This is a genomic window from Thermaerobacter sp. PB12/4term (genome assembly GCF_003403315.2).
Taxonomy (GTDB): Bacteria; Bacillota; Sulfobacillia; order Thermaerobacterales; family Thermaerobacteraceae; genus Thermaerobacter.
The window spans coordinates 1,107,703-1,132,178 of sequence record NZ_CP048407.1 but is presented as its reverse complement, the minus strand read 5'-3'; the positions used below and the strand labels follow the sequence as shown (position 1 = coordinate 1,132,178).

At 74.2% G+C, this 24,476-nt stretch carries 19 protein-coding genes; 2 read left to right on the top strand and 17 right to left on the bottom strand.

The window, feature by feature from the left end; genetic code table 11:
* Positions 1–63: 63 nt before the first annotated feature.
* The 14 genes from rlmN to DYI95_RS04530 form a co-directional block, all read right to left on the bottom strand.
* Entirely contained in the window at positions 64–1,125 is a 1,062-nt protein-coding gene (gene rlmN, locus DYI95_RS04595; protein WP_116901602.1) for a 23S rRNA (adenine(2503)-C(2))-methyltransferase RlmN, read from the bottom strand.
* A gap of 20 nt (positions 1,126–1,145) precedes the next feature.
* Positions 1,146–2,603: a 16S rRNA (cytosine(967)-C(5))-methyltransferase RsmB gene (gene rsmB / locus DYI95_RS04590; protein ID WP_243149865.1), complete on the bottom strand. Its 1,458-nt coding sequence runs from the start codon at positions 2,601–2,603 to the stop codon at positions 1,146–1,148.
* Positions 2,604–2,660: 57 nt separating this feature from the next.
* Positions 2,661–3,344 (bottom strand): zinc metallopeptidase, encoded by a 684-nt coding sequence (locus tag DYI95_RS04585; RefSeq protein WP_116901604.1) that lies wholly within the window; start codon positions 3,342–3,344, stop codon positions 2,661–2,663.
* A gap of 132 nt (positions 3,345–3,476) precedes the next feature.
* Entirely contained in the window at positions 3,477–5,099 is a 1,623-nt protein-coding gene (gene fmt, locus DYI95_RS04580; RefSeq protein ID WP_116901605.1) for a methionyl-tRNA formyltransferase, read from the bottom strand.
* A 258-nt stretch (positions 5,100–5,357) separates the two neighbouring features.
* Positions 5,358–8,000 (bottom strand): primosomal protein N', encoded by a 2,643-nt coding sequence (gene priA / locus DYI95_RS04575; protein WP_243149864.1) that lies wholly within the window; start codon positions 7,998–8,000, stop codon positions 5,358–5,360.
* Entirely contained in the window at positions 7,997–9,376 is a 1,380-nt protein-coding gene (coaBC, locus tag DYI95_RS04570; protein ID WP_243149863.1) for a bifunctional phosphopantothenoylcysteine decarboxylase/phosphopantothenate--cysteine ligase CoaBC, read from the bottom strand. Before coaBC ends, priA begins: the two co-directional genes overlap by 4 nt.
* A gap of 1 nt (position 9,377) precedes the next feature.
* Positions 9,378–9,608 carry a DNA-directed RNA polymerase subunit omega gene (rpoZ, locus tag DYI95_RS04565; RefSeq protein WP_006905035.1) on the bottom strand — a complete coding sequence of 77 codons (231 nt, stop codon included), beginning with the start codon at positions 9,606–9,608 and terminating at the stop codon, positions 9,378–9,380.
* Positions 9,609–9,655: 47 nt separating this feature from the next.
* A complete protein-coding gene (gene gmk, locus DYI95_RS04560) occupies positions 9,656–10,345 on the bottom strand; it encodes a guanylate kinase (RefSeq protein WP_006905036.1) in 690 nt (229 codons plus the stop codon).
* Positions 10,346–10,353: 8 nt separating this feature from the next.
* Positions 10,354–10,608, bottom strand: coding sequence for an extracellular matrix/biofilm regulator RemA (gene remA / locus DYI95_RS04555; protein ID WP_006905037.1), 255 nt, complete (start codon positions 10,606–10,608; stop codon positions 10,354–10,356).
* 82 nt (positions 10,609–10,690) lie between these two features.
* The gene (locus DYI95_RS04550) at positions 10,691–11,572 is read right to left on the bottom strand and encodes a YicC/YloC family endoribonuclease (protein WP_243149862.1); all 882 of its coding nucleotides are present in this window, start codon (positions 11,570–11,572) and stop codon (positions 10,691–10,693) included.
* A 24-nt stretch (positions 11,573–11,596) separates the two neighbouring features.
* Entirely contained in the window at positions 11,597–12,418 is an 822-nt protein-coding gene (locus DYI95_RS04545) for a DUF402 domain-containing protein (RefSeq protein ID WP_147308140.1), read from the bottom strand.
* 148 nt (positions 12,419–12,566) lie between these two features.
* Positions 12,567–13,736, bottom strand: a complete 1,170-nt coding sequence (locus DYI95_RS04540; RefSeq protein WP_116901607.1) for an LL-diaminopimelate aminotransferase — start codon at positions 13,734–13,736, stop codon at positions 12,567–12,569.
* A gap of 27 nt (positions 13,737–13,763) precedes the next feature.
* A complete protein-coding gene (gene dapF, locus DYI95_RS04535) occupies positions 13,764–14,627 on the bottom strand; it encodes a diaminopimelate epimerase (RefSeq protein WP_164581371.1) in 864 nt (287 codons plus the stop codon).
* 430 nt (positions 14,628–15,057) lie between these two features.
* Positions 15,058–17,844, bottom strand: coding sequence for a cation-translocating P-type ATPase (locus tag DYI95_RS04530; protein ID WP_116901609.1), 2,787 nt, complete (start codon positions 17,842–17,844; stop codon positions 15,058–15,060).
* A gap of 509 nt (positions 17,845–18,353) precedes the next feature.
* On the opposite strand from DYI95_RS04530, the gene DYI95_RS04525 reads away from it, so the two are divergent.
* Complete coding sequence (locus DYI95_RS04525; protein WP_116901610.1) at positions 18,354–18,908, top strand: hypothetical protein; 555 nt, start codon at positions 18,354–18,356, stop codon at positions 18,906–18,908.
* 134 nt (positions 18,909–19,042) lie between these two features.
* Here DYI95_RS04525 and DYI95_RS04520 read toward each other — a convergent pair whose 3' ends face one another.
* The 3 genes from DYI95_RS04520 to DYI95_RS04510 form a co-directional block, all read right to left on the bottom strand.
* On the bottom strand, positions 19,043–20,734 hold the full coding sequence (locus tag DYI95_RS04520) for a methionine synthase (protein ID WP_243149861.1): 1,692 nt from the start codon (positions 20,732–20,734) through the stop codon (positions 19,043–19,045).
* Positions 20,735–20,832: 98 nt separating this feature from the next.
* A complete protein-coding gene (locus DYI95_RS04515; RefSeq protein ID WP_116901612.1) occupies positions 20,833–21,939 on the bottom strand; it encodes an NAD/NADP octopine/nopaline dehydrogenase family protein in 1,107 nt (368 codons plus the stop codon).
* Between the two features lie 709 nt (positions 21,940–22,648).
* Entirely contained in the window at positions 22,649–23,155 is a 507-nt protein-coding gene (locus DYI95_RS04510; RefSeq protein WP_147308141.1) for a hypothetical protein, read from the bottom strand.
* Between the two features lie 549 nt (positions 23,156–23,704).
* On the opposite strand from DYI95_RS04510, the gene DYI95_RS04505 reads away from it, so the two are divergent.
* On the top strand, positions 23,705–23,965 hold the full coding sequence (locus DYI95_RS04505) for a hypothetical protein (RefSeq protein WP_147308142.1): 261 nt from the start codon (positions 23,705–23,707) through the stop codon (positions 23,963–23,965).
* Positions 23,966–24,476 lie beyond the last annotated feature (511 nt).

Sequence of the window (24,476 nt, the reverse complement as noted above, 5' to 3'; positions counted from 1 at the left end):
GCCCTGATGCACCTCTGGAGGCGCCTTGCCCGCTCCCCGGGGACGGCAGCCCGCCCTGCGCCCCTATGGGCGGGCGGCTCCGGCCTCCTCCAGCGCGCGGCGGCGCAGCTGCCCGCAGGCCGCCTCGATGCGCTGGCCCAGTTCCCGCCGCACGGTGACGTTGACGCCCTGCCTGCGCAGCTCCGCCGCAAAGGCCTGCACCCGCTCGGGCGACGGGGCCTTGAAGGGCCGCTCGCTGACCGGGTTCCACGGGATCAGGTTGACGTGGGCGTGCAGGGGCGCCACCAGCTGGGCCAGCTCCCGGGCGTGCTCCGGGCGGTCGTTGACGTCCTCAATGAGAACGTATTCGAAGGTGATGCGGCGGCCCGTCTCCTCCCCGTACTCGCGGCAGGCCGCCATCAGCTCGGCGATGGGCCAGCGCCGGTTGACGGGCATGAGCCAGCTGCGCAGGGCATCGTTGGGCGCGTGCAAGGAGACGGCCAGGGTGATGGGCAGCCCCTCCCGGGCCAGCTGGCGGATGCGCGGCACCAGCCCCGAGGTGGACACCGTCATGTGCCGGTAGCTGATTGCCGCACCCAGGGGATGGTGGGCCACCCGCAGGAACTGGAGGGTGGCATCCAGGTTCTGCAGGGGCTCGCCGATGCCCATGACCACCAGATGGCTGACCCGCTCGCCCCGTTCGGCCAGGTCCCGGTTGACCACCAGCAGCTGGCCCGCCATCTCCGCCGCGGTCAGGTTGCGCACCAGCCCGCCCAGGGTGGAGGCACAGAAGCGGCAGCCCATGGCACAGCCCACCTGGCTGGACACGCACAAGCTCAGGCCGTAGCGGTGGCGCATCAGCACCGTCTCGATCAGCTGGCCGTCGGCCAGCTCCAGCAGGTACTTGCGGGTGCCGTCCTCCGGGTCGACCTGCAGCCTCCGCACGGCGGGCACGGCCGGATCGCCTTGCTCCGCCAGCCGCTCCCGCAGCTGGCGGGGCAAGTCCGTCATGGCGGCGAAGCGGGTAACCCCCCGCCGGTGGAACCAGGCAAAGATCTGGCGCCCGCGGTAGGCCGGTTGGCCCCAGGCTTCCAGCTCGCGAGCCAGTTCCTCCGGCAAAAGCCCGACCCAGTCCCGGGTGGACACGGCCCTCACCTCCCTCGCCCTCACCGCCGCCGCTGGAGGCAGGCGATGAAGAAACCGTCGACTCCATGGCGATGGGGCCAGAGCTGCAGCCAGCCCCGCTCGGTGCCCGGCTCGTCCCGGAGAGGGGCCGGCAGGCGGGGCCGCAGGTCGACGGCCGCGAAGCGGTCCCCCGCTTCGCGGAGGAACCCCTCCACCACCTGCTGGTTTTCCTCCGGCTCGGTGGTGCAGGTGCTGTAGACCAGCACGCCGCTCGGCTTGAGGCAGGCCGCCGCCGCGCGCAGGAGCTCCCCCTGCAGGGCCGCCAGCGCCTTCAGGTCTTCTGGCGCCTTGCGCCAGCGCAAATCGGGCCGCCGGGCGATGACCCCCAGGCCGCTACAGGGGACGTCGGCCAGCACCCGGTCGGCCTGACCGGCGAAGCGTTGGGGCAGCAGCCGGCCGTCCAGAGCCAGGGGCTCGACCGACTGCAGGCCCAGCCGCCGCGCCGCCGCCCGCACCTTCTCCAGCCGGCCCGGGTCGACATCGCAGGCCACCACCCGCCCCCGGTCGCCCATGCGCTCCGCCATGTGGGTCGACTTGCCGCCGGGGGCGGCCGCCACGTCCAGCACCAGCTGGCCGGGCCGGGGGTCCAGCACATGCACCGCCAGCATGGAGCTCTCGTCCTGCCAGGTCAAGGCCCCCTGCTGGAAGGCCTCCAGCTCCGCCGGGCTCACCCCATGGCCCAGGCGCAGGGCTTCCGGGAGGAACCGGCCCGGCTCCACCGCCACCCCCTGGGCGGCCAGGGCTGCCGCCAGGGACCGGGGATCGGCCCGAAGCATGTTGACCCGGGCGGAAAGGGGCGGAATGCGGTTGTTGGCCTCCAGGAGCCGGCGGGTCTCCTCGGGGCCGAGGCGCTCCAGCCACCGCCGCACCAGCCAGCGGGGATGAGCCAGGGTCAGCGCCAGGTGCGCCTCCAGATCCTCCGCGGCGGCGGGCACGACCTCGTGGGGGAAGCCGTGGCGCGCCGCCCGGCGCAGGACGGCGTTGACGAACCCGGCGGCGTAGCCGGGGCCGTGGCGCCGGACCAGTTCCACCGACTCCGCCACCGCGGCGTGGTCGGGGATCCGGTCCAGGTGCCACAGCTGGTAGGCGCCCAGGCGCAACGCCACCCGCACCGGCGGGTCCAGCCGCTCGGGCGGCCGCCGGGCCCACCGGGCCAGAGCCCAGTCCAGGCTCCCCTGGCGCCGGGCCACCCCGTAAGCCAGCTCCGTGGCCAGGGCCCGTTCCCGGGCGGGCAGGCCGCTTCCTTCCAGCAGCCGGGCCAGGGCCTGGTCGACGTACACGGGTCCGGTTTCCGCAGCCAGCAGGGCCAGGAAGGCCGCCTCCCGGCCTCCCGCCGGGCGGATCCGGCCGGCCCGCGGCCGGCCGCTGCGGCCTCCCGCCGGGCGGATCCGGCCGGCCCGCGGCCGGCCGCTGCGGCCTCCCGCCCGCCGCACCGGCACGGCAAGGGGGCGCCGGCGCGGCGCCCCCCGGTCACCCTCACCGGTTCCAGCCATGGTTCAGTCGCGGCGCCCGCGCAAGGCCAGCAGGTAAAGCAGCTGCATCACCGCCATCACCATGGCGGCCACGTAGGTCAGCGCTGCCGCCTGTAGGACGTTCCGGGCGCCCCGCACCTCCTCCCCTCGGAGGTAGCCGCCGCCCGCCAGGGTGGCCAGGGCACGACTGGACGCGTTGAACTCCACAGGCAGCGTGATGACCTGGAACAGCACGGCCAGGCTAAAGAGCAGGATGCCCAGATTCTGCAGGGAGGCGAGGTTCATGATCAGGCCCAGGAAGAACAGCGGGAACGCCAGCTGGGACCCGAACTGGGTGACGGGGATGATGGCGTTGCGCAGCCCCAGCCACACGTAGCCCGTGGCATGCTGAAGGGCGTGACCCACCTCGTGGGCCGCCACCCCCTGGGCCGCCACCGTCGAGCCGTAATAGACGCCCTCGGACAGGCGGACCACCTTGCTGCGGGGGTCGTAGTGGTCCGTCAGCCGGCCGCCGATGGGCTCGACCCGCACGTCATCCAGACCCGCCTGCCGCAGCAGCTGCCGCGCCAGATCGGCGCCGGTCAGGCCGTTGGAGGCCCGCACCCGGGAGTAGGTCTCGTAGGCCGAACTCACCTTGCTCTGGGCCCAGAGGGCCAGCAGCAGGGCCGGGCCGACAAAGAGAAAGTACAGCGGATCGAAGTAGAACACCGCCGTCGCCCTCCTTTCCCCCTCCGAATGGTGGTTGCTCCGCCTTTGCGGGCCGTGCCCCGCCTGCGCACCTGCCGGCAGCCGGAGCCCGCGGGGCCCGCCGGGCCCGCGGTCCGCGGCGGGGCCGCTCGTTCAGGCTTGTGCCCGCTGGCCTTGCGGTGCGCCTGCGCCACCCCCGGCCGGCGCAGCGGAGGTGCCGGCCGGGGGGTCGCCCAGTCGCTCGCCCACCTCCAGGCGGTAGCCGTTGACCATCTCCAGCGGCGTCATGGGTCGCCGGGCCGCGGGCTGCAGCCGGCGAATCCACACCAGGCCCGAGCCGCAGCGGACGGCCACGGCCTGGGGGGTGATGGCCACCACGGTGCCCGGGGGCACCGGCGCGCCGCCCTCCTCGCCGGGGGGCAGGCTGCCCTCCCCGCCCCCTCCGCCGGGGGCCGGTTCCTCCTGGTGGGGGAGGTCCGGGCCGGCGGCCTGGGGCGGGACGGTGCCCGCACCGAAGAGCTTGAGCACCTGCCCGCGCCAGGTGGTCCGGGCGCCGGGCCGCGGGTCCAGCGCCCGGATGCGGCGGGCCACCCGGGTCGCATCGTCCGCCCAGTTCACCCACTCGTCCTCAGGGCGAAGCTTGGGCGCCATGGTGGCCCGGGCCCCGTCCTGGGGCTGTCTCGGCGCCTTGCCCTCGGCCACCAGGCGCAGGGTTTCGCCCAGCAGCTGGGCCCCCAGCCGCGCCAGCCGGTCATGGAGCTGGCCGGCGGTGGTCTGCTCATCGAGCGGAATCTCTCGCTGCAAAATGATGTCGCCCGTGTCCAGCCCCTCGTCCATCCACATGGTGGTGACACCCGTGACGGTGTCCCCGGCCAGAATGGCGTGCTGGATCGGCGCCGCCCCGCGGTGGCGCGGAAGCAGGGAGGCGTGAAGGTTGATCGCCCCCAGGCGTGGTACCGCCAGCACCGCCGGGGGCAGGATCTTGCCGTAGGCGACCACCACCAGCAGGTCGGGCCGCCAGGCCTGAAGCTGCTCCACCACCTGCTCGTCCAGCCTCTCGGGCTGGAGCACGGGTATGCCGTACTCCTGGGCCAGCGCCTTGACGGGCGGGGCCGCCGGCGCCAGGCCGCGCCCCTGGGGCCGGTCGGGCTGGGTCACCACGCCCACGACCCGCACCTGGCGCTGCAGCAGTTCCTCCAGGCTGGGCACGGCAAAGGCCGGGGTGCCCATGAAGACCACCCGCAGGTCGCTCTCCGGCGGCAGCTCGACCACCTTGCGCGCCCGGTCGGTGATCAGCACCCCGTCCAGATGGTCGATCTCGTGCTGCAGGCAGCGGGCCAGCACGCCCTCGCCCTCGATCCAGATGCGCCGGCCGCGGCGGTCCAGGCCGGTGACCTGCACCGAGGTGGGCCGCTCGACCTCCGCCAGCAGGCGGGGCAGGGAGAGGCAGCCCTCGTACGCAGCCTCCACCTCCTCACCCCGCCGGACGATCTCCGGATTGATCAGTTCGATCAGCCCGTCGCCCACGTCGACGACGATGACGCGTTTCGACACGCCCACCTGGGGAGCCGCCAGGCCGATCCCATCGGCGGCGTACATGGTGGCCGCCATCCGGTCCAGCAGCTGGCGGATTTCCCGGGTCACCCGGGCCACGGGCTGGGCCGGCGTGCGCAGGACCGGTTCGTCCGCCCCCTTGACGATGGGCAGCGGCTCCGCCTGCGGCCGGGCCCGGCGCGCCCGGTCCTGCCGGCCCCGCCGCCGCGGGCTCCCGGCCATGGGCATCCCTCCCGTCGTTCTGATCTCATTTTACCTGGGCGCGGGCAAGGGGGCAGCAGGGGCCGGCGGCCTAGCGGGGCGATCCACCCGGCCCGGCGGATCGCCCGCCGCCGGGCCCGGCGCGGCCGCGGCATGGGCATGGCACCACCACCCCGTGGCAGCGACATGACCGCCGCCCGCCGGCCCGGCATGGAGGCCCGGCGGGCAGCGAGCGTGCCGGCGCGCCGCGGCCGTGTATCCGGGCGGTGCAGAGCCGGCCTACAGCATGCTGTAGGGGTCGACATCCACCTGCACCAGCACGTCCCGGGGCCAGTGGGGGCGCAAGGAGGCCAGGGCCGCCCGGGTGGCCTCCCGCAAGGCAGGCCCGTCGGCGGCCCGCGCCAGCACGTGCCATCGCCAGCGGCCCCGCAGGCGCTCGATGGGCGCCGGCGCGGCGGGGGTGACGGAGCCGCCCTCCACCCCGGCTTCCGCCAGGGCCGCGCGCCAAGCTGCCGCCAGCCGGGCGGCCGCCCGTTCCACCGGCGGGCGCTCGGCTCCCGCCACCACCACCCGGATTAGGTGGCCGAAGGGTGGAAAGCCCAGCTCGCGGCGCGCCGCCGACTCGAGGTCGAAGAGGGCGCGGTAGTCGTGATCCGCCACGGCCCGCAGGCAGGGGTGGTCGGGGCTGTAGGTCTGGATCACCACCTGCCCGGGGTCGGACCCGCGGCCGGCCCGCCCGGCCACCTGCTCCAGGAGCTGGAAGGTCCGCTCCTGGCGGCGGAAGTCGGGCATGTGCAGGGCGGTGTCGGCGGAAACCACCCCCACCAGGGTCACCCCGGGCACGTCCCAGCCCTTGGCGATCATCTGGGTCCCGATAAGGATGTCGATGCGCCCGGCGGCGAACTGGCGGTAGATGGCCTCATGGGCCCCCCGGCGGGCGGTCACGTCGGCGTCCATCCGCTGGATGCGGGCGCCGGGGAAGAGCTGGCGCGCGGCCTCCTCGACCTTCTGGGTACCCAGGCCGAAGGGGTGCAGCGCGACCCCGCCGCAGCGCGGGCAGGTGGCGGGCGGGACCTGCCGGTGCTCGCAGTAGTGGCAGCGGCAGACCAGGCGCCCCGAGGCCAGCTGGTGAAAGGTCAGGGACACGTCGCAGTGGGGACAGCGCAGGACGAACCCGCACTCCCGGCAGAGGAGCACGGTGTGGTACCCGCGGCGGTTGAGGAACAACAGCACCTGCTGGCCCGCCTCCAGCCGCTGCCGCATGAGCTCCAGGAGCCGCCGGCTGAAGATGGAGCGGTGGCCCGCCTCGAACTCCTCGCGCATGTCCACCAGCTCGACGGCAGGCAGCGGGCGCTCCCCTACCCGCCGGCTGAGCTCCAGCAGGCCGAGCTCACCCGCCAGCGCCCGGTGGTAGGTCTCCACCGAGGGGGTGGCGCTGCCCAGAATCACCACCGCCCCTTCCAGCCGGGCCCGGGCCAGGGCCACCTCCCGGGCGTGGTAGCGGGGAGTTTCCTCCTGCTTGTAGCTGGTCTCGTGCTCCTCGTCCACCACGATGAGTCCCAGGCGCGGCACCGGCGCGAAGATCGCCGAGCGGGCGCCCACCACCACCGGCTTCGTCCCCGTGCGAATGGCCCGCCAGGCGGCCAGCCGCTGGGCCGGCGTCATGGCGCTGTGCAGCACGGCCACCCGGTTGCCGAACCGGGCGCGGAAACGGGCCACCGTCTGGGGCGTCAGGGCGATCTCGGGCACCAGGCAGATGGCACCCTGCCCCCGGGCCAGGACCGCGGCAATGGCCCGCAGGTAGATCTCCGTCTTGCCGCTTCCCGTCACGCCGTGGAGCAAGAAGGCCTGCGGAGCGGCTCCGCCGCCGGCCGGGGCCGGGACCCCGGCCCCGCACCGGGGCGGCGGGGCGCCCGCCGGCTCCCCCGCCCGGGTGGAGGCCGGGGAGCCCTGGTCCCCCTCCTGCGGCCTGCCGGGCGCCGTCCCGCCGGCACCGGGGTCGTCCCCGCTTCCGGCGGCCCGGAGGGCCGGCTCCAGCTTCCGCCACACCGCCGCCTGCTCGGGCGTCAGGGGAGGCAGCGGGCCGGCCGGCTCCGCCGCCGCGGCCGGTTCGTCCAGGACCGGTACCCGCTCCTCCACCACCACCCAGCCCTTCCGTTCCAGGGCCTTGATGACCTCGGGGCCTGCGGCGGCCTGCTGCAGCAAGAAGGCCTGGGGCAGCCCGCCGGCGGCGCCGGACCGGGCCAGCCGCTCGAGAACGGCCGCCTGGCGGGGCGCCCGGCCGGCCAGTTCCCGGGCGCGGGCCCGGGCCTCGGCCGGATCGACGGCCAGGCGAACCCAGCGGCGAGGTGCCGGGCTCACCCGGTCGCCGCGGGCACCCGGCGGCAGCATAGCCCTCAGCGCCTGGACGAACAGGCAGAGGTAGCGCTCTTCCATCCAGCGGGCCAGGTCGATCAGCGCGGGGGTCAGAACGGGGATGGGATCCCGCAGGGCCAGGATGGGGCGCAACCGCTCGGGCGGCACCTCGGGGACGGGGGCAAACCCCACCACGGTCCCCTCCACCCGGCGGGGGCCAAAGGGGACGGTCACCCGGTGGCCCACCTGCAAGCGGCCAACCAGCTGCGGGGGAACCAAAAAATGGAACACTCGATCTACATCCTGGGCGGCGATGTCGACGACGACTTCCGCCACCGGCATCCCGGCGGCCGCTCCGGCGGGATCCCCGACGGGCTCTCCCCTGTCGGCATCCTGCCCGTCGGTGGCCTGCGGTCCTTGGCCCGCCGTGCGGTCGCCCCGGGCCAGTGCGCCGCCTCTGGCCAAAGCCGCCGGGGTGGCCGCTGCACCGTGCCCCGCCGGCCGGGCCGGCGCCGGGTCGCCCGGTTCTTGGTCGATGCCCGGGTGACCGGAGCCGCTCCCGGTCATTCGGCCTCGCCCCCGCGGTGGACGCCGTCCCCCGGCACCACGCCGGGGCGGACGTCGGGATCCCTGGCCCCTGCTACCGCACCGCTGGCGCCGGGTCCGGAGGCCCCTTCCTCCGGCCGGTGGGCCGCCTGCGACTGGTCCTCCCCCCACCGGGGCAGCCGGTCTAGAATGGCCTCGGCCACCGCCCGCTTGGACATGGCCGGCAGAGATTCGCGGCGCCCATCGGGATAGACCAGGGTGACGATGTTGGTGTCGACTTCGAAGCCGGCACCGGGCTGGGTGACGTCGTTGAGGACGATGAAGTCCAGGTTCTTCTCCCGGATCTTGCGCTGGGCGTTGTCCAGCAGGTCGTGGGTTTCGGCGGCGAAACCCACCAGCACCTGTCCCGGCCGCTTGCGCCGGCCCAGTTCCCGCAGGATGTCCACGGTGGGTGCCAGTTCCACCAGGGGCGCCGCGGTGTCCTTCTTGATCTTGTGGGCCGCCGGCCGGGCCGGCCGGAAATCGGCCACCGCCGCCGCCTTGATGACCACCTGGGCGGTGGCGGCCCGTTGCAGGACGGCCTCCAGCATCTCCGCCGCCGTCTCCACGCGGACGACCTCCACGCCGGGCGGGTCGGGCAGGTGGACGGGACCGCTCACCAGGACCACCCGCGCCCCCCGGTCCCGGGCCGCTTCGGCCAGGGCGTAGCCCATCTTCCCCGAGGAGCGGTTGCTGAGGAACCGGATGGGATCAAGGGGTTCCCGGGTGGGGCCGGCGGTGACCAGCACGGTCACGCCTTCCAGGCTCCGCCGCCCCGCCAGCAGCGCCGCGGCCCGGGCGGCGATGGTTTCCGGCTCGGGAAGGCGGCCCACGCCGGAATACCCTTCCGCCAGGGGTCCGGCCTCGGGCTCCATGACGTGGTAGCCCCAGGCCCGCAGTCGCTGGACGTTGGCCTGGGTGGCGGGGTGGCGCCACATGTGGGTGTTCATGGCGGGAGCCACCAGCACGGGCACCCGGGTACCGGTGGCCAGCACCACGGTGGTCAGGAGGTCGCCCGCCAGGCCTGCTGCCAGCTGGGCCAGCAGGTGGGCCGTGGCCGGTGCCAGCACCACCAGGTCGGCGGAATCGGCCAGGCGGATGTGCTCGACCCCGGCCCGGGGCGCCCACAGATCGCCGGCCGTGTAGACGGGCTGGTGGGTCAGGGCGGCGAAGGTCAGGGGCGTGACGAAGCGGGCGGCCCCGGCGGTCAGGATGGTGACCACCCGGGCCCCCCGCTCCCCCAGGCGGCGGGCCAGTTCGGCCGCCTTGTAGGCGGCGATGCCGCCGGACACCCCCAGGATCACGGTGCGCCCCTCAAGGGGACGAGCCGTGCCCGGCTCCACGGCACCCGGCGTCATCTCACTTGATGCCCGCCTTGCCGGGCACGTAGGACAGCTTTCCGGCCGCCAGTTCTTCCAGCGCCACGGTGACGGGCTTGGCCGCCCGCGGCTCGATCACCGGCTCGGCGCCGTCCACCAGCTGGCGGGCGCGGCGGGCCGCCAGGACCACCAGGGTGTACTTGCTGTCCACCTTGTCCAGCAGCACGTCCAGGGTGACCCGCGGCGCTTCGGCCTTCCTCTGCTTCTCCATGCCCATCGCCCCCTCGTGCCTCTCCCCGCGGCGGGACCGGCCGGCCGTCAGCCGCCGATGCGCCCGCCGGCGCGCACCCGTTCGACCAGGTGGCGGCGGCGGCGGGCCCGGAGCTTTTCCGCCCGGATGATGGCGACGATGTCGTCGGCCGCCCGGTCCGGGTCGTCGTTCACCACCACGTAATCATAGCGGTCGACACAGGCCATCTCGAAGTCGGCGCTGGCCAGCCGCTGGCGGCGCGCCTCCTCCGATTCGGTGCCGCGCCGCTCCAGCCGCCGCTCGAGCTCTTCCAGGGAAGGCGGCATGGCAAAGATATACACGGCATCGGGGTAGATGTCCATCAGCTTGAGGGCACCCTGCACGTCCTTCTCGCAGATCACGTCGCGGCCTTCCCGCAACCACGTCTCCATGGGCTCCCGGGGGGTTCCGTAATAGTTCCCGTACACGCGGGCCCACTCCACCAGTTCCCCCGCCTCCACCCGGCGCTGGAACTCCTCGGGAGAGACGAAGTGGTAGTCCACGCCGTCCACCTCGTGGGGGCGCCGGGGACGGGTGGTGACGGAGACGGCGTACACCAGACCCGGCAGCCGCTTCTGGAGGCGCTCCCGGATGGTCCCCTTGCCGGCTCCCGAGGGAGCGGAGAGCACGATCATCAGGCCCGGCCATGACCGGGAATCCGCCGGAACCGGCCGGCGCTCGGCAGCGGTGCGGGCGGCATCGGGTTGTCCAGCTTCCATGGGATCCCTCACTCGCCCTCCCGCGTGCTGAGCAGGCGGTGGGCCACCGTTTCGGGCTGGACGGCCGACAGGATGATGTGGTTGCTGTCGGCGATGATGACCGCCCGCGTCCTGCGGCCGTAGGTAGCATCGATCAGGCGCCCGTCGTCCCGGGCCTCGCTGATCATCCGCTTGATGGGGGCCGACTCGGGACTGACGATGGCCACGATCCGGTGGGCAGAGACGATGTTGCCGAACCCGATGTTCACCAGCTTGATGTCCACGGAACCCGCCCCTTCCCGGCAGCCCTGCCCGCCCCGGCGGGCCGGCTTCCCCGCCCGCCACGGAGCCGGCGGGCCGCCATACCTACTCCACGTTCTGCACCTGCTCCCGCATCTTTTCCAGCTCCGCCTTGACCTCCACCACCCGGCCGGCGATGTCCAGGTCGGCCGCCTTGGCGCCGATGGTGTTGATCTCGCGGTGCATCTCCTGCAGCAAGAAGTCCAGCCGCCGCCCCACCGGCCCGCCCTGGGCCAGCAGCTCCCGGAACTGGCGGCAGTGGCTGCGCAGGCGGACGCATTCCTCGCTGATGTCGCTGCGCTCCGCCATCAGGGCCACTTCCGCCGCCACCCGCTGGGGGTCGACCGCCAGGTCCCCCCATTCCGCCAGCCGGCCCTCCAGCCGCCGCCGGTAGGCCTGGACAACCTCCGGCGCCCGGCCGGCGACGGCCTCCACCTGGGCTTCGACACGGGCGGCCCGCTGGGCCAGGTCCTGGGCCAGGGCGGCCCCTTCCGCCTCCCGCATGGCCACCACCTGGCGGAGAGCCGCATCCAGGAGCGGCGCCAGCGCCGCCCACAGGGCGTCCAGGTCCTCCTCGGCCTGTTCCACCCGCAGCACGTCGGGGAGATCGAGCAGCATGTCCACGTCGATGCTGCCCGGCAGGCGCAGAACCCGGCGCAATTCTTTCAACGCCTCATAATACGCGTGGGCCAGATGGGTGTCAACGTGAACGCCCCTGACGGGTGATGTAAGCCGATCTATACGAACGGTGACGTCCACACGCCCCCGTTCGATGTGCTGCGTTACCGCACGCCGGATCCGATCTTCAAGGGCGCCGTATTCCCGCGGCAGCCGCACCGCCACGTCGAGAAACCGGTGGTTGACCGTGCGGACCTCCACCGCCAGCCGGTGTTCGGCCGACTGGGCACCGGCGTGCCCGAATCCCGTCATGCTGCGGACCACGCCCATCCTCCCCGCTACGCGGTGTGCCGGCTAGCCCTCGCCGGCCGGGGCCGGGAACAGCATCCTTTCGAGGTCATCCCAGGGGACCAGGTTCTCCACGAAGGGGCCCGCCCCCGCCGCCAGGCCCGCTGCCAGGTGGCGCGCCGCCTGCCGCCACGCGGCCGGCCCGGGCAGCGGCAGGGGGGCACCGGCCCGTTCCCCCTCCGGGACCCGATCTGCGGCGGCAGGACCCGCGATCCCGGACCCCCGGCCCGCCCCCTGCACCATCCGCCGGAACTCCGCCTGATCCAGCCACTGCCAGCTGCCGTCCGGCAGAACCACCGCATCCAGCACGCCGTCCACGTAGGCCAGGCGAACGGGCCGGGTGGCCTGCGGCGCGGCCGCCTCCGCTTCCCGGCCGCGGGGCAGGCCGTCTTCTTCCAGCATCCGGGCCGGGGTCGACAGGTTGACGTAATACCCCTTCAGGCGATACCCGGCCGGGCGCCAAACGCGGGATCCCGCCCGGGGGTGCGGTCCACCGGCCTGCCCCGGCAGGCGGCCGGAGGCACCCGGCTCTTCTCCGGCGGCATCCGCCTCCCCCTCCCCGGCCCGCCCTTGCCCACCCGCCTGGTGCCCCTCCCGGGGGCCGGGCGCCGGCGGGGCCGGCGGCGCCAGAACCCGGAACACGTTGTACCAGCGCTCGGCCCAGTATATCTCCAGCAGCCGGTCGCCCGGCGCGAAGGTCAGGGGCCCGGCGGCCACCGGTCCCCGGGACCACAGGGCCGCGACGGCCCACCATCCCGGCCCCGCGGCCAGCATCCCGTCCCAGGTGGCCTTCAGCCGGCCTGTGGCCAGCCAGGCCTCGACCCGCACCGGCCGGGTCCGTCCCGGTACCGGGCCGGCCTCCCCTCCGAAAGGGCCCGGCACCGGAGCGCCGCCGCCACCCGCGCCGGGCCGCGCAGGCCCGTTCATCCCCAACCCCGCCCATCCAACCCGCCGCGCCGGCGGGCGCCCCAGCGTGTCAAGCCAGCACCCGCCGCAAGCGGTCCATGGCCTCGGCCAGGCGGTCGTCCGGCACCGTGAGGGAGATGCGGAAGTACCCCGCCCCGTGGTCGCCGTAGGCCGAACCCGGAGAGACCACCACGCCCGCCTCCCGCAACAGAAAGGCGGCGAAGTCGCCGTCGCTGGAGAACCGCTCGGGCACCCTCGCCCAGACATAGAAGGTGGCCCGGGGGCGCGTGGCGGCAATGCCCACCTCCTGCAGGGTCGTGAGCACCAGCTCCTTGCGGGCCTCATACAGCTGCGCCAGGCGCTGGAACCAGGCGGGCGGGGTCTGTTCCAGGGCGACCACGGCTGCCTCCTGGATGGCGGTGAACTGGCCGGAGTCGGTATTGGTCTTCAGCGTGGCCAGGGGCCGCAGCAGGCCGGCCTGGCCCACGGCAAAGCCGATGCGCCAGCCCGTCATGTTGAAGGGCTTCGACAGGCTGTGGAACTCCAGGGCCACGTCCCGCGCCCCTTCGGCCTGCAGGATGCTGGGAGCCCGGTAACCCGGCTCCCCGACCTCCGTGTAGGCCGCATCCTGGATCACCAGCAGGTCGTAGGTGCGGGCGAATTCCACCACCTGGCGGTAGAACTCCAGCGTGGCCACCGCGCCGGTGGGGTTGTTGGGGTAGTTGAGGAAGAGCAGCTTGGCCCGCCGCGCCACGTCCGCAGGAACCTGTTCCAGGTCGGGCAGCCAGCCCCGTTCCTCCCGCAAGGGCAGGACGTAAGGCTCGCCGCCCGCCAGCAGGGTGTGGGCCTTGTACACGGGGTACCCTGGATCGGGCACCAGCACCATGTCGCCCGGGTCCACGTAGGCCCAGATCACGTGGGCCAGCCCTTCTTTGGATCCGATCAGGGCCAGCACCTCGCCCTCGGGGTCCAGGCGAACCCCGAAGCGGCCTTCGAACCAGCGGGCCACCGCCTGGCGAAAGCGCCGGGAGCCCGCGTAGCTGGGGTAGGGGTGGTTGGCGGGATCGGCCGCGGCCTTCTGCAAGGCTTCCACGATGTGGGGCGGCGTGGGCTGATCGGGATCCCCGATGCCCAGGCTGATCACGTCCACACCGCGAGCCGCTGCTTCCGCCTGCAGGCGGTCCAGCTCGGCGAACAGGTAGGGTGGGATGCGCTCCAGCCGCCGTGCCGGCTGCACCATGGGGCTGCACCTCCTGTGGCGCGTGCTTCAGTGGGGATCGTAGACCACGTCCCCGATATAAGCGGCGGGTCCCGTCATGTAGACGTGGCCGTCCCCGGCCCACTCGATCTGCAGGGGCCCGCCGGGCAGTTCCACCGTGACCCGGCGGCCGGTGCGGCCGGTCAGAACGCCTGCCACCGCGACGGCACAGGCGCCCGTTCCACAGGCCAGGGTGGGACCGGAACCCCGCTCCCACACCCGGACCCGTACCCGCTCGGGGTTCAGGACCCGGGTGAAGTGGGTGTTGACCCGCTGGGGGAAGGCGGGATGGTGCTCGAAGGCGGGCCCCAGGCGCTCCAGATCGACGGCGTCCGGGTCGTCGACGAAGACCACGCAATGGGGATTGCCCATGGAGAGGGCGGTGACGGTAAACACGCTCCGCTCCCCGCCGGCTTCCACCTCCAGGGGCACCTCTACGGCCTGCTCCCCGGCCGGTCCCGCCATGGGGATCATCCCCCGCTCCAGCCGGGGCACGCCCATGTCCACGGTGACGCCCGTGACCCGGTTTCCGTCCAGGTGCAGCCGGGGCCGGATGGGCCCCGCCCCCGTCTCGACGACGAACTCCGTCTCCCGGGTGTAGCCCCGGTCGTAGACCAGCCGGGCCAGGCACCGGATGCCGTTGCCGCACATCTCGCCCTCCGAACCGTCGGCGTTGAAGATGCGCATCCGGAACCGGGCCCCGGGATCCCGGGGCGGCAGCACCAGGATGAGCCCGTCGCTGCCGATGCCGAAGTTGCGGTCGCTGACCGCCCGGGCCAGAGCCGGCAGGTCGTCGTCGGGAGGAACGGGCTCGGCCAGCCCGTCCAGGAACAGGTAGTTGTTGCCCAGGCCGTGCATCTTGGTCAGCCGGATGGGCCGGCGTGCCGTCACCACGGCCACCTCCCCCGCAAAGCAAATAAAAAGGCGGCCGCCAGCGCCGCCGCCGGAGCCGGCCCGCCGTTCCGGCCGGGCTCCTGCCTCGGGTTCCCACCCGGGGTGTGCCGGCCGGGGGGAATCGCCGGCAGGCGGGGAGCCCGCGCCCCAGGGTCCAGGGGACGGGCCGGCTGCCTGGGGCCCGCGGCCCGGCCGCGACGGGGCCGGGCCGCGGCGCGGTCGCACCCACCTCATGTTAACATACTCTGGCTTTGCCGAGCGGGAACGCAAGGGGCCGCCCCCGGCCAAGCGGCGGCCACAGGCCACCGGCTCGCCGGGCCTGGCGGCCCTGCCTCCCCTCCGGAGCCTCCTCAGGGGGCGCAGGCCTCTCGGGGCGCCCGCGCCCTGCCGCATCCCGGCCGGCTCCCCGCTAGGCTCGGCTCGACCCCACGGCGGCCTGGGGCCGGCTTCCCACCAGCGACCGGCGCACCAGCAGCGCCACCCAGGGCAGCAAGACCCCGCCCAGCACCATGACCCAGTCCCCCGGGCGCAGGGGCACCGTATAGAAATGTCGGGCCAGGGGCTCCCAGTAGACCACCGCCAGCAGCACGGCCACCGACGAGGCCACAGCCGCCACCAGGGCGGGGTTGGCGGAGAGGGGCACGTCGAAGGCGGATCGCCGTTCGGACCGGCAATCGAAGACGTGGATCATCTGGCTCAGGACCAGCCCCGCCAGGGCCATGGTCCGGCCCCGCTCCAGGTCGCCGCCCGCCGACCCCAGGACGAACAGGGCCAGGGTGGTGACGCCGATGACGGCCCCCCGGATCAGCACCCGCCGCCCCAGGCCGCCCGCGAAGAGGCTTTCCCGGGGGTGCCGCGGGGGCCGGTTCATCACGTCGGGTTCCGCCGGTTCCAGGCCCAGGGCCACGGCCGGCAGGCCGTCGGTGACCAGGTTGACCAGCAGGATGTGGATCGGGCGCAGCGGCAAAGGCAAGCCCGCCAGCAGGGCGAGGAACATCACCAGGATCTCCCCGGTGTTGCACGCCAGGAGGTAGCGGATGAACTTGCGGATGTTGTCGTAGATGGCCCGGCCCTGCTCCACGGCGCCGACGATGGAGGCGAAGTTGTCGTCGGTCAGGATCATGTCCGCCGCCTCCCGGGTCACATCGGTGCCCGTGCGGCCCATGGCGATGCCGATGTGGGCCTCCTTGAGGGCGGGGGCGTCGTTCACCCCGTCCCCCGTCATTCCCACCACCTCGCCCTGGCGCTTGAGGGCGCGGACGATCCGCAGCTTGTGTTCCGGCGCCACCCGGGCGAAGACGGCCACCTGGCCCACCCTGCGGGCCAGCTGCTCGTCGTCCAGCTCGTCCAGGTCCCGCCCCTCCAGCACCGGGTCGCCGCCGGCCAGGAGGCCCAGCTCCCGGCCGATGGCCGCCGCCGTGCGGGCGTGGTCGCCGGTGACCATCACCGGCCGGATGCCCGCCTGCCGGCAGCGAGCGATGGCCGCGGGCACCTCGGGGCGGGGCGGGTCCATCAGACCGATCAGGCCGGCCAGCACCAGGTCCCCTTCCGCCACCGCCTCGTCCTCAGGGTCGTCCCCGGGCCCCAGCACCCGGACGGCCACCGCCAGGACCCGCAGGGCCTGTTCGGCCATGGCCGCCGCCGCGGCGGCCATCCGGTGCCGGTCCCCTTCGCCCAGGGGGACGGCCCGCCCCTCCCGCCAGAGGAACCGGCACCGCTCCAGCACCACCTCGGGCGCGCCCTTGACGTAGCTCACGGCCCGGCCCTGGGCGTCACGGCAGACGACGGCCATGCGGCGCCGTTCCGAGGAGAAGGGGTGCTCGGCCAGCCGGGGACGCTCCCGTTGCAGCCGCCGGGCGTCGATGCCCCCGGCCCAGGCGGCCTTGACCAGGCCAACCTCCGTGGGATCCCCCGTGGGGTCGTCCCCGGCCCTGACGGGCACCGCGTTGTTGCACAAAGCCACCGCTTCCAGAAGCAACTGCAGTTCCGCGGCCGGGCCGCCCCCCGGCCCACCGGCCCGCCCGGCCCCGGCTCCGGCCCCCACTGCCGGGGCCGGCGTCCGGGCACCGGCAACCGGCCGCCCCGGCCCCCCGGCCTCCCCCTCTTCCCCGCCGGCCTCGGGCCTCCAGGGTTCCCCTTCGGCGGTGCGGGCGAACCGGCCGCTGGCGGTGATCGCTCGGCGGGCCGTCATGCGGTTTTCCGTCAGGGTCCCCGTCTTGTCGGAGCAGATCACCGTGGCACACCCCAGGGTCTCCACCGCCGGCAACCGGCGGATGATGGCATTGGCCTGCACCATCCGCTGGACGCCCAGGGCCAGGACGATGGTGACCACGGCCGGAAGGCCCTCCGGCACCGCCGCCACCGCCAGGCTGACGCCGGCCAGGAACATGGACGCCAGGCGCTCGCCCTGGACCACCCCCAGGACCACCACCACGGCGCACACCGCCAGGGCCGCACTGACCAGAACCCGGCCCAGGTGGGCCAGCCGCTGCTGCAGGGGCGTGGGCTCGGCTTCCGCCGCCTCCAGAAGCCCGGCGATCCGGCCCATCTCCGTCGCCATGCCCGTGGCCACCACCACCGCCCGGGCCCGGCCGCGGACCACCGTGGTCCCCTGGTAGACCATGGTGGGCCGCTCGGCCAGGGGAGCCTCCGGCGCGCAGGTGGCGGCGGCCGACTTGCCGACCGGCCGGGACTCCCCCGTCAGGGCCGCCTCTTCCACGCCCAGGCTGTGGGACTCCAGGAGCCGCGCATCGGCAGGGACGCGGTCGCCCGCCTCCAGCAGAATAAGGTCGCCGGGCACCAGGTCGGCCGCCGCCACCACCTGGCGGTGGCCGTCGCGGATCACCCGGGCCTGAGGGGCCGCCAGCGCCTTCAGCGCCTCCAGGGCCTGCTCCGCCTTGTGCTCGTGCAGGAAGCCCAGCAACGCGTTGATGATGACGATGACCAGGATGGTGATGGCGTCGGCCTGCTCGCCCAGCGCTGCCGACAGAGCCGCCGCTCCCACCAGGACGAGGACCAGCGCGTCCTGGAACTGGACGGCCAGCTTCCGCCAGAGCGGATCCCGGCGGGCCTCCCGCAACCGGTTGGGCCCGTAGCGCCGCAGGCGCCGGGCCGCCTCGGCGGCCGGGAGGCCCTCCTCGGGCCCGGTGCCGAGCAGCGCCAGGCACTCGTGGGGCGGAAGGGCATGCCACGCCACCTGCCGTGCCTCCCCCCGCCCCCGGCCGCGATGGCCTCCTCCCCCGGGTCGGAGCGCCCCGCCCCCGGCAGGGCTCCGGCCCGGCGGCAGGGAAACTGATCGGGTCGAACGGGTCCCCCGGAGCCCCCCCGGGTCGCCGGGCCGGGACCTGCCGGAGCCTGGTTCCGGCACAAATCCGCCCGCCCGCCCGGCGGGGGCCGGTGCGGAGGATACCCGATCCGGCCGGCGGCTGGCGCGGTCGTTTCCTGGACGAACCACGGCCTACCTCCTCCCGCTGGCGGGGCGCCCGTCCCCGGCCTGCGGCGAGCGGGCGCCCGGTGCCGCGCCACCATGCCTATGCACAGGCCCGGGCGGCTATGAGGGACAGGACTTGAAGGGCATGTCCGGGCGGGCCGGCGTGCTTTCCCCGGGCCCGCCCGTGAAGGGCGATCGGGGGCGGGAACCGGTACCGCCCTGCAGGCGTCCAATGGACGGCCAACCAGCAGGATCACCCCGGAGGAGGGGTTGCGATGGAACGTGGCAAGGGACACGGGCGGGGGATGAGCCCGAGGCGGTGGCGGCCGGGGACGCGGCGATACGCTTCCGCCATCCTGGCGGTCATGGCGGTGGCGGCCCTGCTGACCGGGTGCGCCGCCCTGGGGGCGCAGGCTCCGCAGGCCGGCCAGCGCCCGGATGCCGGCTCCGGCGGTGACGCGGCCGGTGGGGCGAAGACAACGAAGGGAGCGTCGGAGGTGGCGGGCGTCAGCCTGGCGGCCGACCGGGAACGCTACCGCCCGGGAGAGGCCATCACCCTCACGGTGCGCAACGACAGCGGGGCCGAGATCCAGCTCACCGGCGGCCTGGGCGGCCTCAAGGCCTGGCGGGTCGACGGCGGGCAGCGCCGGCCCTGGGAGCACGGCATGATGGAAACCGGCGCCCTGGTGCCGGTGCCCGCCGGCCAGTCAATCCAGCTGGGTCCCATCCCCGCGCCGGAGGAACCGGGCGAGTACGTCCTGGAGGTCCACTTCTACCACCAGGGCGGCGGCCCGGCAGCCGCCTCGGTGACCGTCCGGGTGGCACCGTAGTCGCGGGCCGGACCATCTTTTCGCCGCCGGTCCGGCCTCCACGACCTTGCAGGCAGCAGGCGGGGCCGCTCCCCGGACAGGGGGCGGCCCCGGGCTGGTACGGAACGGCCCCGGAGTCCGCGTCGGGGCCGGGCTCAGGCCGGGGTCGCCGGGGCGGTACCGGCCACCGCCCGCTCGTAGTCGGCAAAGACCCGGGCGATGCGCTCTTCTTCCCGCAAAGGCTTCCCGGTCGCCGGGTCGACGGCGACGCAGGCCCCGTTGACGATGCGGGTGCGCACCTTGCCGCAGGCGGCCCGGTTCCCCATGAGGTGGGGCGCATCCATGAGCCCCATCTCCACCGCCAGCTTCAGGGTGCCGGGATCCGTCCAGGGATCGGAGACTCCGGCCGGAGCCAGGGAACGGATCGCCTCCAGCAGCTGGCGGGCTTCGACCACCAGCTGGTTCTTCCGCTCCTGGATGACGGGGTCCCGCAGCATGTCGGGCAGGCCGAACACCGCGTTGCGGATGGCCTGCTCGGCGATGCGGCAGGAGGCGATGACGTCCTCCGCGGTGGCGGCGTGGCTGGCCTCGGTGTAGGCCACCACGTGAACGATGTGGGGCTTCAGCGCCATCTGCACCAGCACCGAGGAGGCGATCTGGCCCTTGGCCCGGTCCAGATCCGCCGGGTAGCTGGAGAGGCCGGTCCGGGTCTCCCGCAGCACGCGGAAACCGTCCCCTTCCAGTTCGCCCACCAGCTCCAGCTTGGCCAGCATCTTGGCCAGGTCCATCTGGATCGAGGTGCCCGGCGGGTTGTTGAACATCAGCTGCTGGACGTAGGTCTTCACCCCGCAGCGGTAGGCGTTGTACGCTGCCAGGAAGGCGGCGGCCACGGCCACCGTGTCGGGGGCATCCCGCAGGCTCCAGTGGTGCGATTCGTTCATCTCCACCGGAATGCCGTGGCGGGCGTGCCAGCGCATGAGCGCCTGGGCCTCGGCGATGGACTCGTCCAGCGGCCGCCGGCTGCGCCCGTCCAGCTGGCTGTACCAGAAGAGAGGCACCGCGCACCAGGCGTTGTTGATGGTGTCCCTCAGCATCTCCGCCCACTTCAGCGTGTCCCGCGTTCCGCTGTAGCACCGCATCAGGGGGTAGTTGCCCCGCCGGGAAGCCTGGTAGATGGCCCGCAGGTCGTCGGGGCTGCGGACGGGCACGCCGCCGGCGCCGTGTTCGTCGGGATCCATCTCCTCGGGCCGGAAGAAGTGCTCCTGCGCATTCTGGTCGGTGCCCAGGGAGATCACGTCCAGGCAGCGGGCCTCGGCGATGGCCTCGACCCCGCGGATGGTGGCCTCCACCGACGGCAGGCCGAAGTGGTGGCGCAGGATGGGATAGGGGTGCTTGAACTCGATCCGCTCCACCAGGGTCTGGGGGTAGTCCGCGGCATCCTGCCGCGCCGGTCCCCCCCGCAGGTAGGCGATGATCTCGTCGACGGTGGTGTCGGCGTCGAACACGGCTTCGAACAGGCCGAGGCGCCGGGCATGATCGCACACGGCCCCCACACCGCCGAAGATGAAGCGCTTGCCGGCCAGGCCCATGCGCTCGGCCTTTTCCTTCAGCTCCGCCAGGACCCGGGCTCCCGTCTCGGGGGTCAGGCGGTAGCCCACGGCGATGATGTCGGGATCATCTTCCAGGGCCGCGCCGAGCAGCTCGTCCACGGGCACCGCCGGGCCCAGGCAGAAGGTTTCGTACCCCTGGGCCTCCGCCAGGTGCAGGAAGTTCACCACCCCGGCGACGTGGACGCAGTCGCCCACGGCCGCCCCAAGGATCTTCGGCTTCCGGTCCAAACGCCTCACCTCCTGCGGCAACAGGCCCTGCAAGGGCCGGCCACCGCCCCGCTTCTTCGTTGGGCCCGCCGGCGTCCGCCGCAACGGTTCTGCCCGCATCGTGCCCTTCAGACGACCATGGCCTCGTCCATCTCACCCAGGGTGACCCAGCGCTGGATCTGCTCCGCGCTCATCCCGTCAAGGCCCATCTCCGCCAAACTGCGGCCGGACCGCCAGTAGTCGGTTCCCCGCAGGGCGCCGGCCAGGTGGATGATGCCGTCCATCACCGGCGTCGGCACGCCCAGGCGGCGTCCCAGGGCCGCCATGGGCACCAGGCTGGCCGGCACGTCCTCGTCGAGGTAGCGGTGTTCCACCGAAAGGGGCGCCCCGATGCCGCGGTAGGCCGGATTGGCCTGGATGGCCTCGTAGAGGCCGGGCCCCCAGGCCCCGTACGCTTCCGCCAGCCACTGCCGGGCGCTGCGCAGGCGCAGCCCCAGGGCCCCGGCCACCGCCAGGCGCTCGGCGTCCAGGGCCTCGACGACCCGCGCCACGGCGGGGGAGATGCCCTGGCGATAGTACTCGAAGGGCTCGCCCGTTTCCACCCGGGCGGCGTTGAGCAGCAGCGGGGCAGGATGGAAGACGGCCCCGATGTTGTCCAGGCTGGTCTCGAGAACGCTCTCGGCAGCAGTGAAGAGGGGCAGGACCTCCCGCAAGGCCGCCAGCAGCTCCGCATTGCGGACGGCAGGCAGGGCGGCGGCCCGCACCTGGCGCTTGAATCCGTAGATCCGCACCCGGGCGGGTCCCGTCACCCGGCTGGCGAAGAGCAGCGTCTGCGCCTCGCCCACCAGCACGTCGGCCCGGTTGCCGGCCTCCCGGAGGGCGGTATGGAAGGCCAGGGCCCCGCCGGTTCGCCCGGGGTGCAGGACCACCACCTGGCCGTCCCCCAGGAAGGGGGCGCACCAGCGGGCCACCTGGCGGTGGGCGGTGGCCGGGACCACCACCATGACCAGGCGGTAGCGGCGCAGCTCGGGACCGATGGTGCAGGCGACGCGTTCCACCGGCCCGAAGCCCCCCACCTCTCCCTCAAGGAAGATCCCGCCCGCCGCGGCGATGGGTTCCAGCGGTGCGGCGGACCGGTTGTAGAGAGCCACCCGGAAGCCCAGCAACCCCAGATACGCGGCCATGGCCTGGCCGCCGTGACCGGCACCGATGACGGCGACGCGTCGCACCCGCACGCAAGGTCCCTCCTTCCTGGCATCTCCTGACCTGCGGCTCTGGCACCAGCTCGGGCCGCGGGACCAGCGGGCGCCCGCCCGGCGACCCGCGGGCAGCCCGGTCCCGAGGCAAGTTCGATGGGTCCAGCATCAGCACCGAGGCCGCTCAGGCCCGCAGGGATTCATCCGGCAAGGCGCGGCGGCCGGAGGCACCGGCTGAAGGCGGCCCAGCGGCTCCGCCCGGCGGCAAGCCTTCCCCGCCGTGGCCGCGGGCGCGTCGCCTTTTTCAGCGGGCCACCCCTATGCTGGCCATACCTGCACGGGGGGTCGACGGGACAGGACCGCGGCAGGCACCTCGATGGGGCCCGGGCACGCTAGCCCCGGACGTGCCCATGATGGCACCCCAACCCGGCCACTCCACCTGCCACGGGGTGGCCAGCGATGCCTGCCCTTGAATCAAGGGAGAATTCGGAAACCAACCACGGACCGGCCGACACCCGGCGTTTGACCCCGTCCCAGGCTGGCGGCTGGCTGGCACTGGCGTGGTGTTCCGCAAGCCCGATGGCGGGATCGGGGAAGCGTGGGAAACCCGATGATATTGTATGCAAGTTGAGGAAACGCTGTCAAGGGCGATCAGCGGGGGAGGGCCGGGGGAAGAAGGGCCCGGCTCGAACCCGGAATGCCTTTCACCCGGAATGCCTTCACCCGCGATCCCTCGACACGCTCGATGCTAGGCCTGGGGACCGGGCTGGCGGCGGCCGCCGCCCCCGTGACCCCCTCCTCCCTGCTGCTGCTCCGGCCCCCCACCTGCCGCGCCCCGGGCATGGCGGCCGCCGTTACCTTGGCGAGAGCCGGTGCCGTTCCCGGCACCACCGCCCAGGCCGCTTTCGCCGCCCTGGCCACCATCCCCGCCCTGTTCCCCCTGGGCGCGGCCACTGTCGCCGCCGCCCCACTGGGAGGTAGCCGCCAGAAGCTGCTCCATCTGCTGGGCGATGGCCTGGCTCTCACTGATGACCTGCCGCAACTTGCGGAGGTTGTTTTCCATGTCCTGGCGCAGCTGCAGGTGGGCGCTGACCAGGCTGAGAGCCGGATTGCGGCCGCCAGGGCCGCCGGGCGCCTCGCCACCCCCCGGTTGCTGCTGCCCGCCGTCGTCGGCCCCCTCCCCACCGGTACCGGCGCCCGCGGCCGAGGCCGGATCGACGCCCATCGGGTGGGCCGGCGCGGCCCCGGGAAGCATTGCGGTTCCTGCCCCGGGCGGAAGGGCTGTCCAACCCGCCGGCACCATGGCCGCCGGAAGAACCGGCCCGGCCGTGCCGGCGGCTCCCACAGGCCCGCCGGACCAGTTCAAGCCGCCCGGCATGAGGCCGAGCGGCCACGGGCTGCTGCCCGGCCAGCCGCCGGCGCCCGGCACCGGAGACCCGGTGGGCCCTACCGCGGCGTACCCTGGAGGGACCGTCCCCTGACCATGCTGGTCCTGGGCGTTTTCACCGCCGTCCCGGGGTCCCGGGGAAGCGGGATGCCGGGCCGCTCCCGGCCCCGTGAACGGCCAGCCTAGCGGCTGGACGCCCGGGACCCAAGGCATCATGGCGGCCGGCCCGCCACCCGGGCCGGCGGGCCAGCCCGGGGCTCCCACCGGGCCTGCCCAGGGGCCGTGGAGCATCAGGCCGGGCGATCCGCCCGCCCCGTCCATCCGGGACACCCACGGCGGCGCGGCAGCGCCGGGAAACCCGAAAAGCCCGGGTGCGGCGGGCCCGCCGGCCTGCCCGGGGAAAGGGGGCGCCACCCCTTGCCCCGTCCAACCCGCGGTACCCGCTGTCCCGGCGGGACCGGCCACCAGGCCGCCATCAGGGAAGCCGCCGCCCCAACCCCCCGGCCAGCCCTGGCGCCGCCGGCCGCAGTCGGCCTGGCGGGAGCGCTCCCGGCTCCCGCCCTGGCGGCCACCCCCTTGCTCCTCGCCGGCGCGACCGCCGCCCTGGCCGGCCATACCGCCCAGGGCAGCCAGGCCCTCCATTCCCCCCTGGTGGACGCCCTGCCGGCCGCCCCCTAGGCCATCCGAACCGGCGAGCGCCTGGCCCGCAGCCGCCGGGCCGGTACCCTGCCTGCGGCCCCGCGGCCCCCGGTCACCGTCGTCGACCAAGGCCCCGCCAAGGCGGCGTACCCGGCGGGGGGCTGCACGGCTCTCCCGGCCTGCGGCCGCCCGCTGGACGCCGGCGCCTCCTCCCTGCGCCCCTTCACCGGCGCCGCCCTCCCCGGTGGCCCCGGCAATGCCTGCTGCCACAAGCGATGCTGCTCCCGGGGCACCGGGCCAGAGCCCGGGCCCCCATACTCCGCCCGGGCCACCAGGCAACGGCACCGTCACGGGCCAACCGGCTGGCAGGACGGAGGCGTAAGCCGGCCCAGGGGCAGGCGTAACGGCCCCCGGCCCGGCCGCGGCTGCCGGGTTCCCGCTGCCCGCATCCTCCTTGCCCCGGCCCACCGGCCCCAGGAGGGTCGCGGGAACGGCAGGCCACGGGAACGATGCAGGCGGCAGCCCCTGGACCGGCAGCGCGCCCGCTGCC

Coding starts and splice junctions, on each gene's coding strand:
- DYI95_RS04550 (WP_243149862.1), bottom strand. CDS start 11,572: ATGGGCGTGGTCCGCAGCATGACGGGATTCGGGCACGCCGGTGCCCAG.
- gmk (WP_006905036.1), bottom strand. CDS start 10,345: ATGGAAGCTGGACAACCCGATGCCGCCCGCACCGCTGCCGAGCGCCGG.
- rpoZ (WP_006905035.1), bottom strand. CDS start 9,608: ATGGAGAAGCAGAGGAAGGCCGAAGCGCCGCGGGTCACCCTGGACGTG.
- DYI95_RS04525 (WP_116901610.1), top strand. CDS start 18,354: ATGGAACGTGGCAAGGGACACGGGCGGGGGATGAGCCCGAGGCGGTGG.
- priA (WP_243149864.1), bottom strand. CDS start 8,000: ATGACCGGGAGCGGCTCCGGTCACCCGGGCATCGACCAAGAACCGGGC.
- DYI95_RS04510 (WP_147308141.1), bottom strand. CDS start 23,155: ATGCTTCCCGGGGCCGCGCCGGCCCACCCGATGGGCGTCGATCCGGCC.
- DYI95_RS04540 (WP_116901607.1), bottom strand. CDS start 13,736: ATGGTGCAGCCGGCACGGCGGCTGGAGCGCATCCCACCCTACCTGTTC.
- coaBC (WP_243149863.1), bottom strand. CDS start 9,376: ATGACGCCGGGTGCCGTGGAGCCGGGCACGGCTCGTCCCCTTGAGGGG.
- fmt (WP_116901605.1), bottom strand. CDS start 5,099: ATGGCCGGGAGCCCGCGGCGGCGGGGCCGGCAGGACCGGGCGCGCCGG.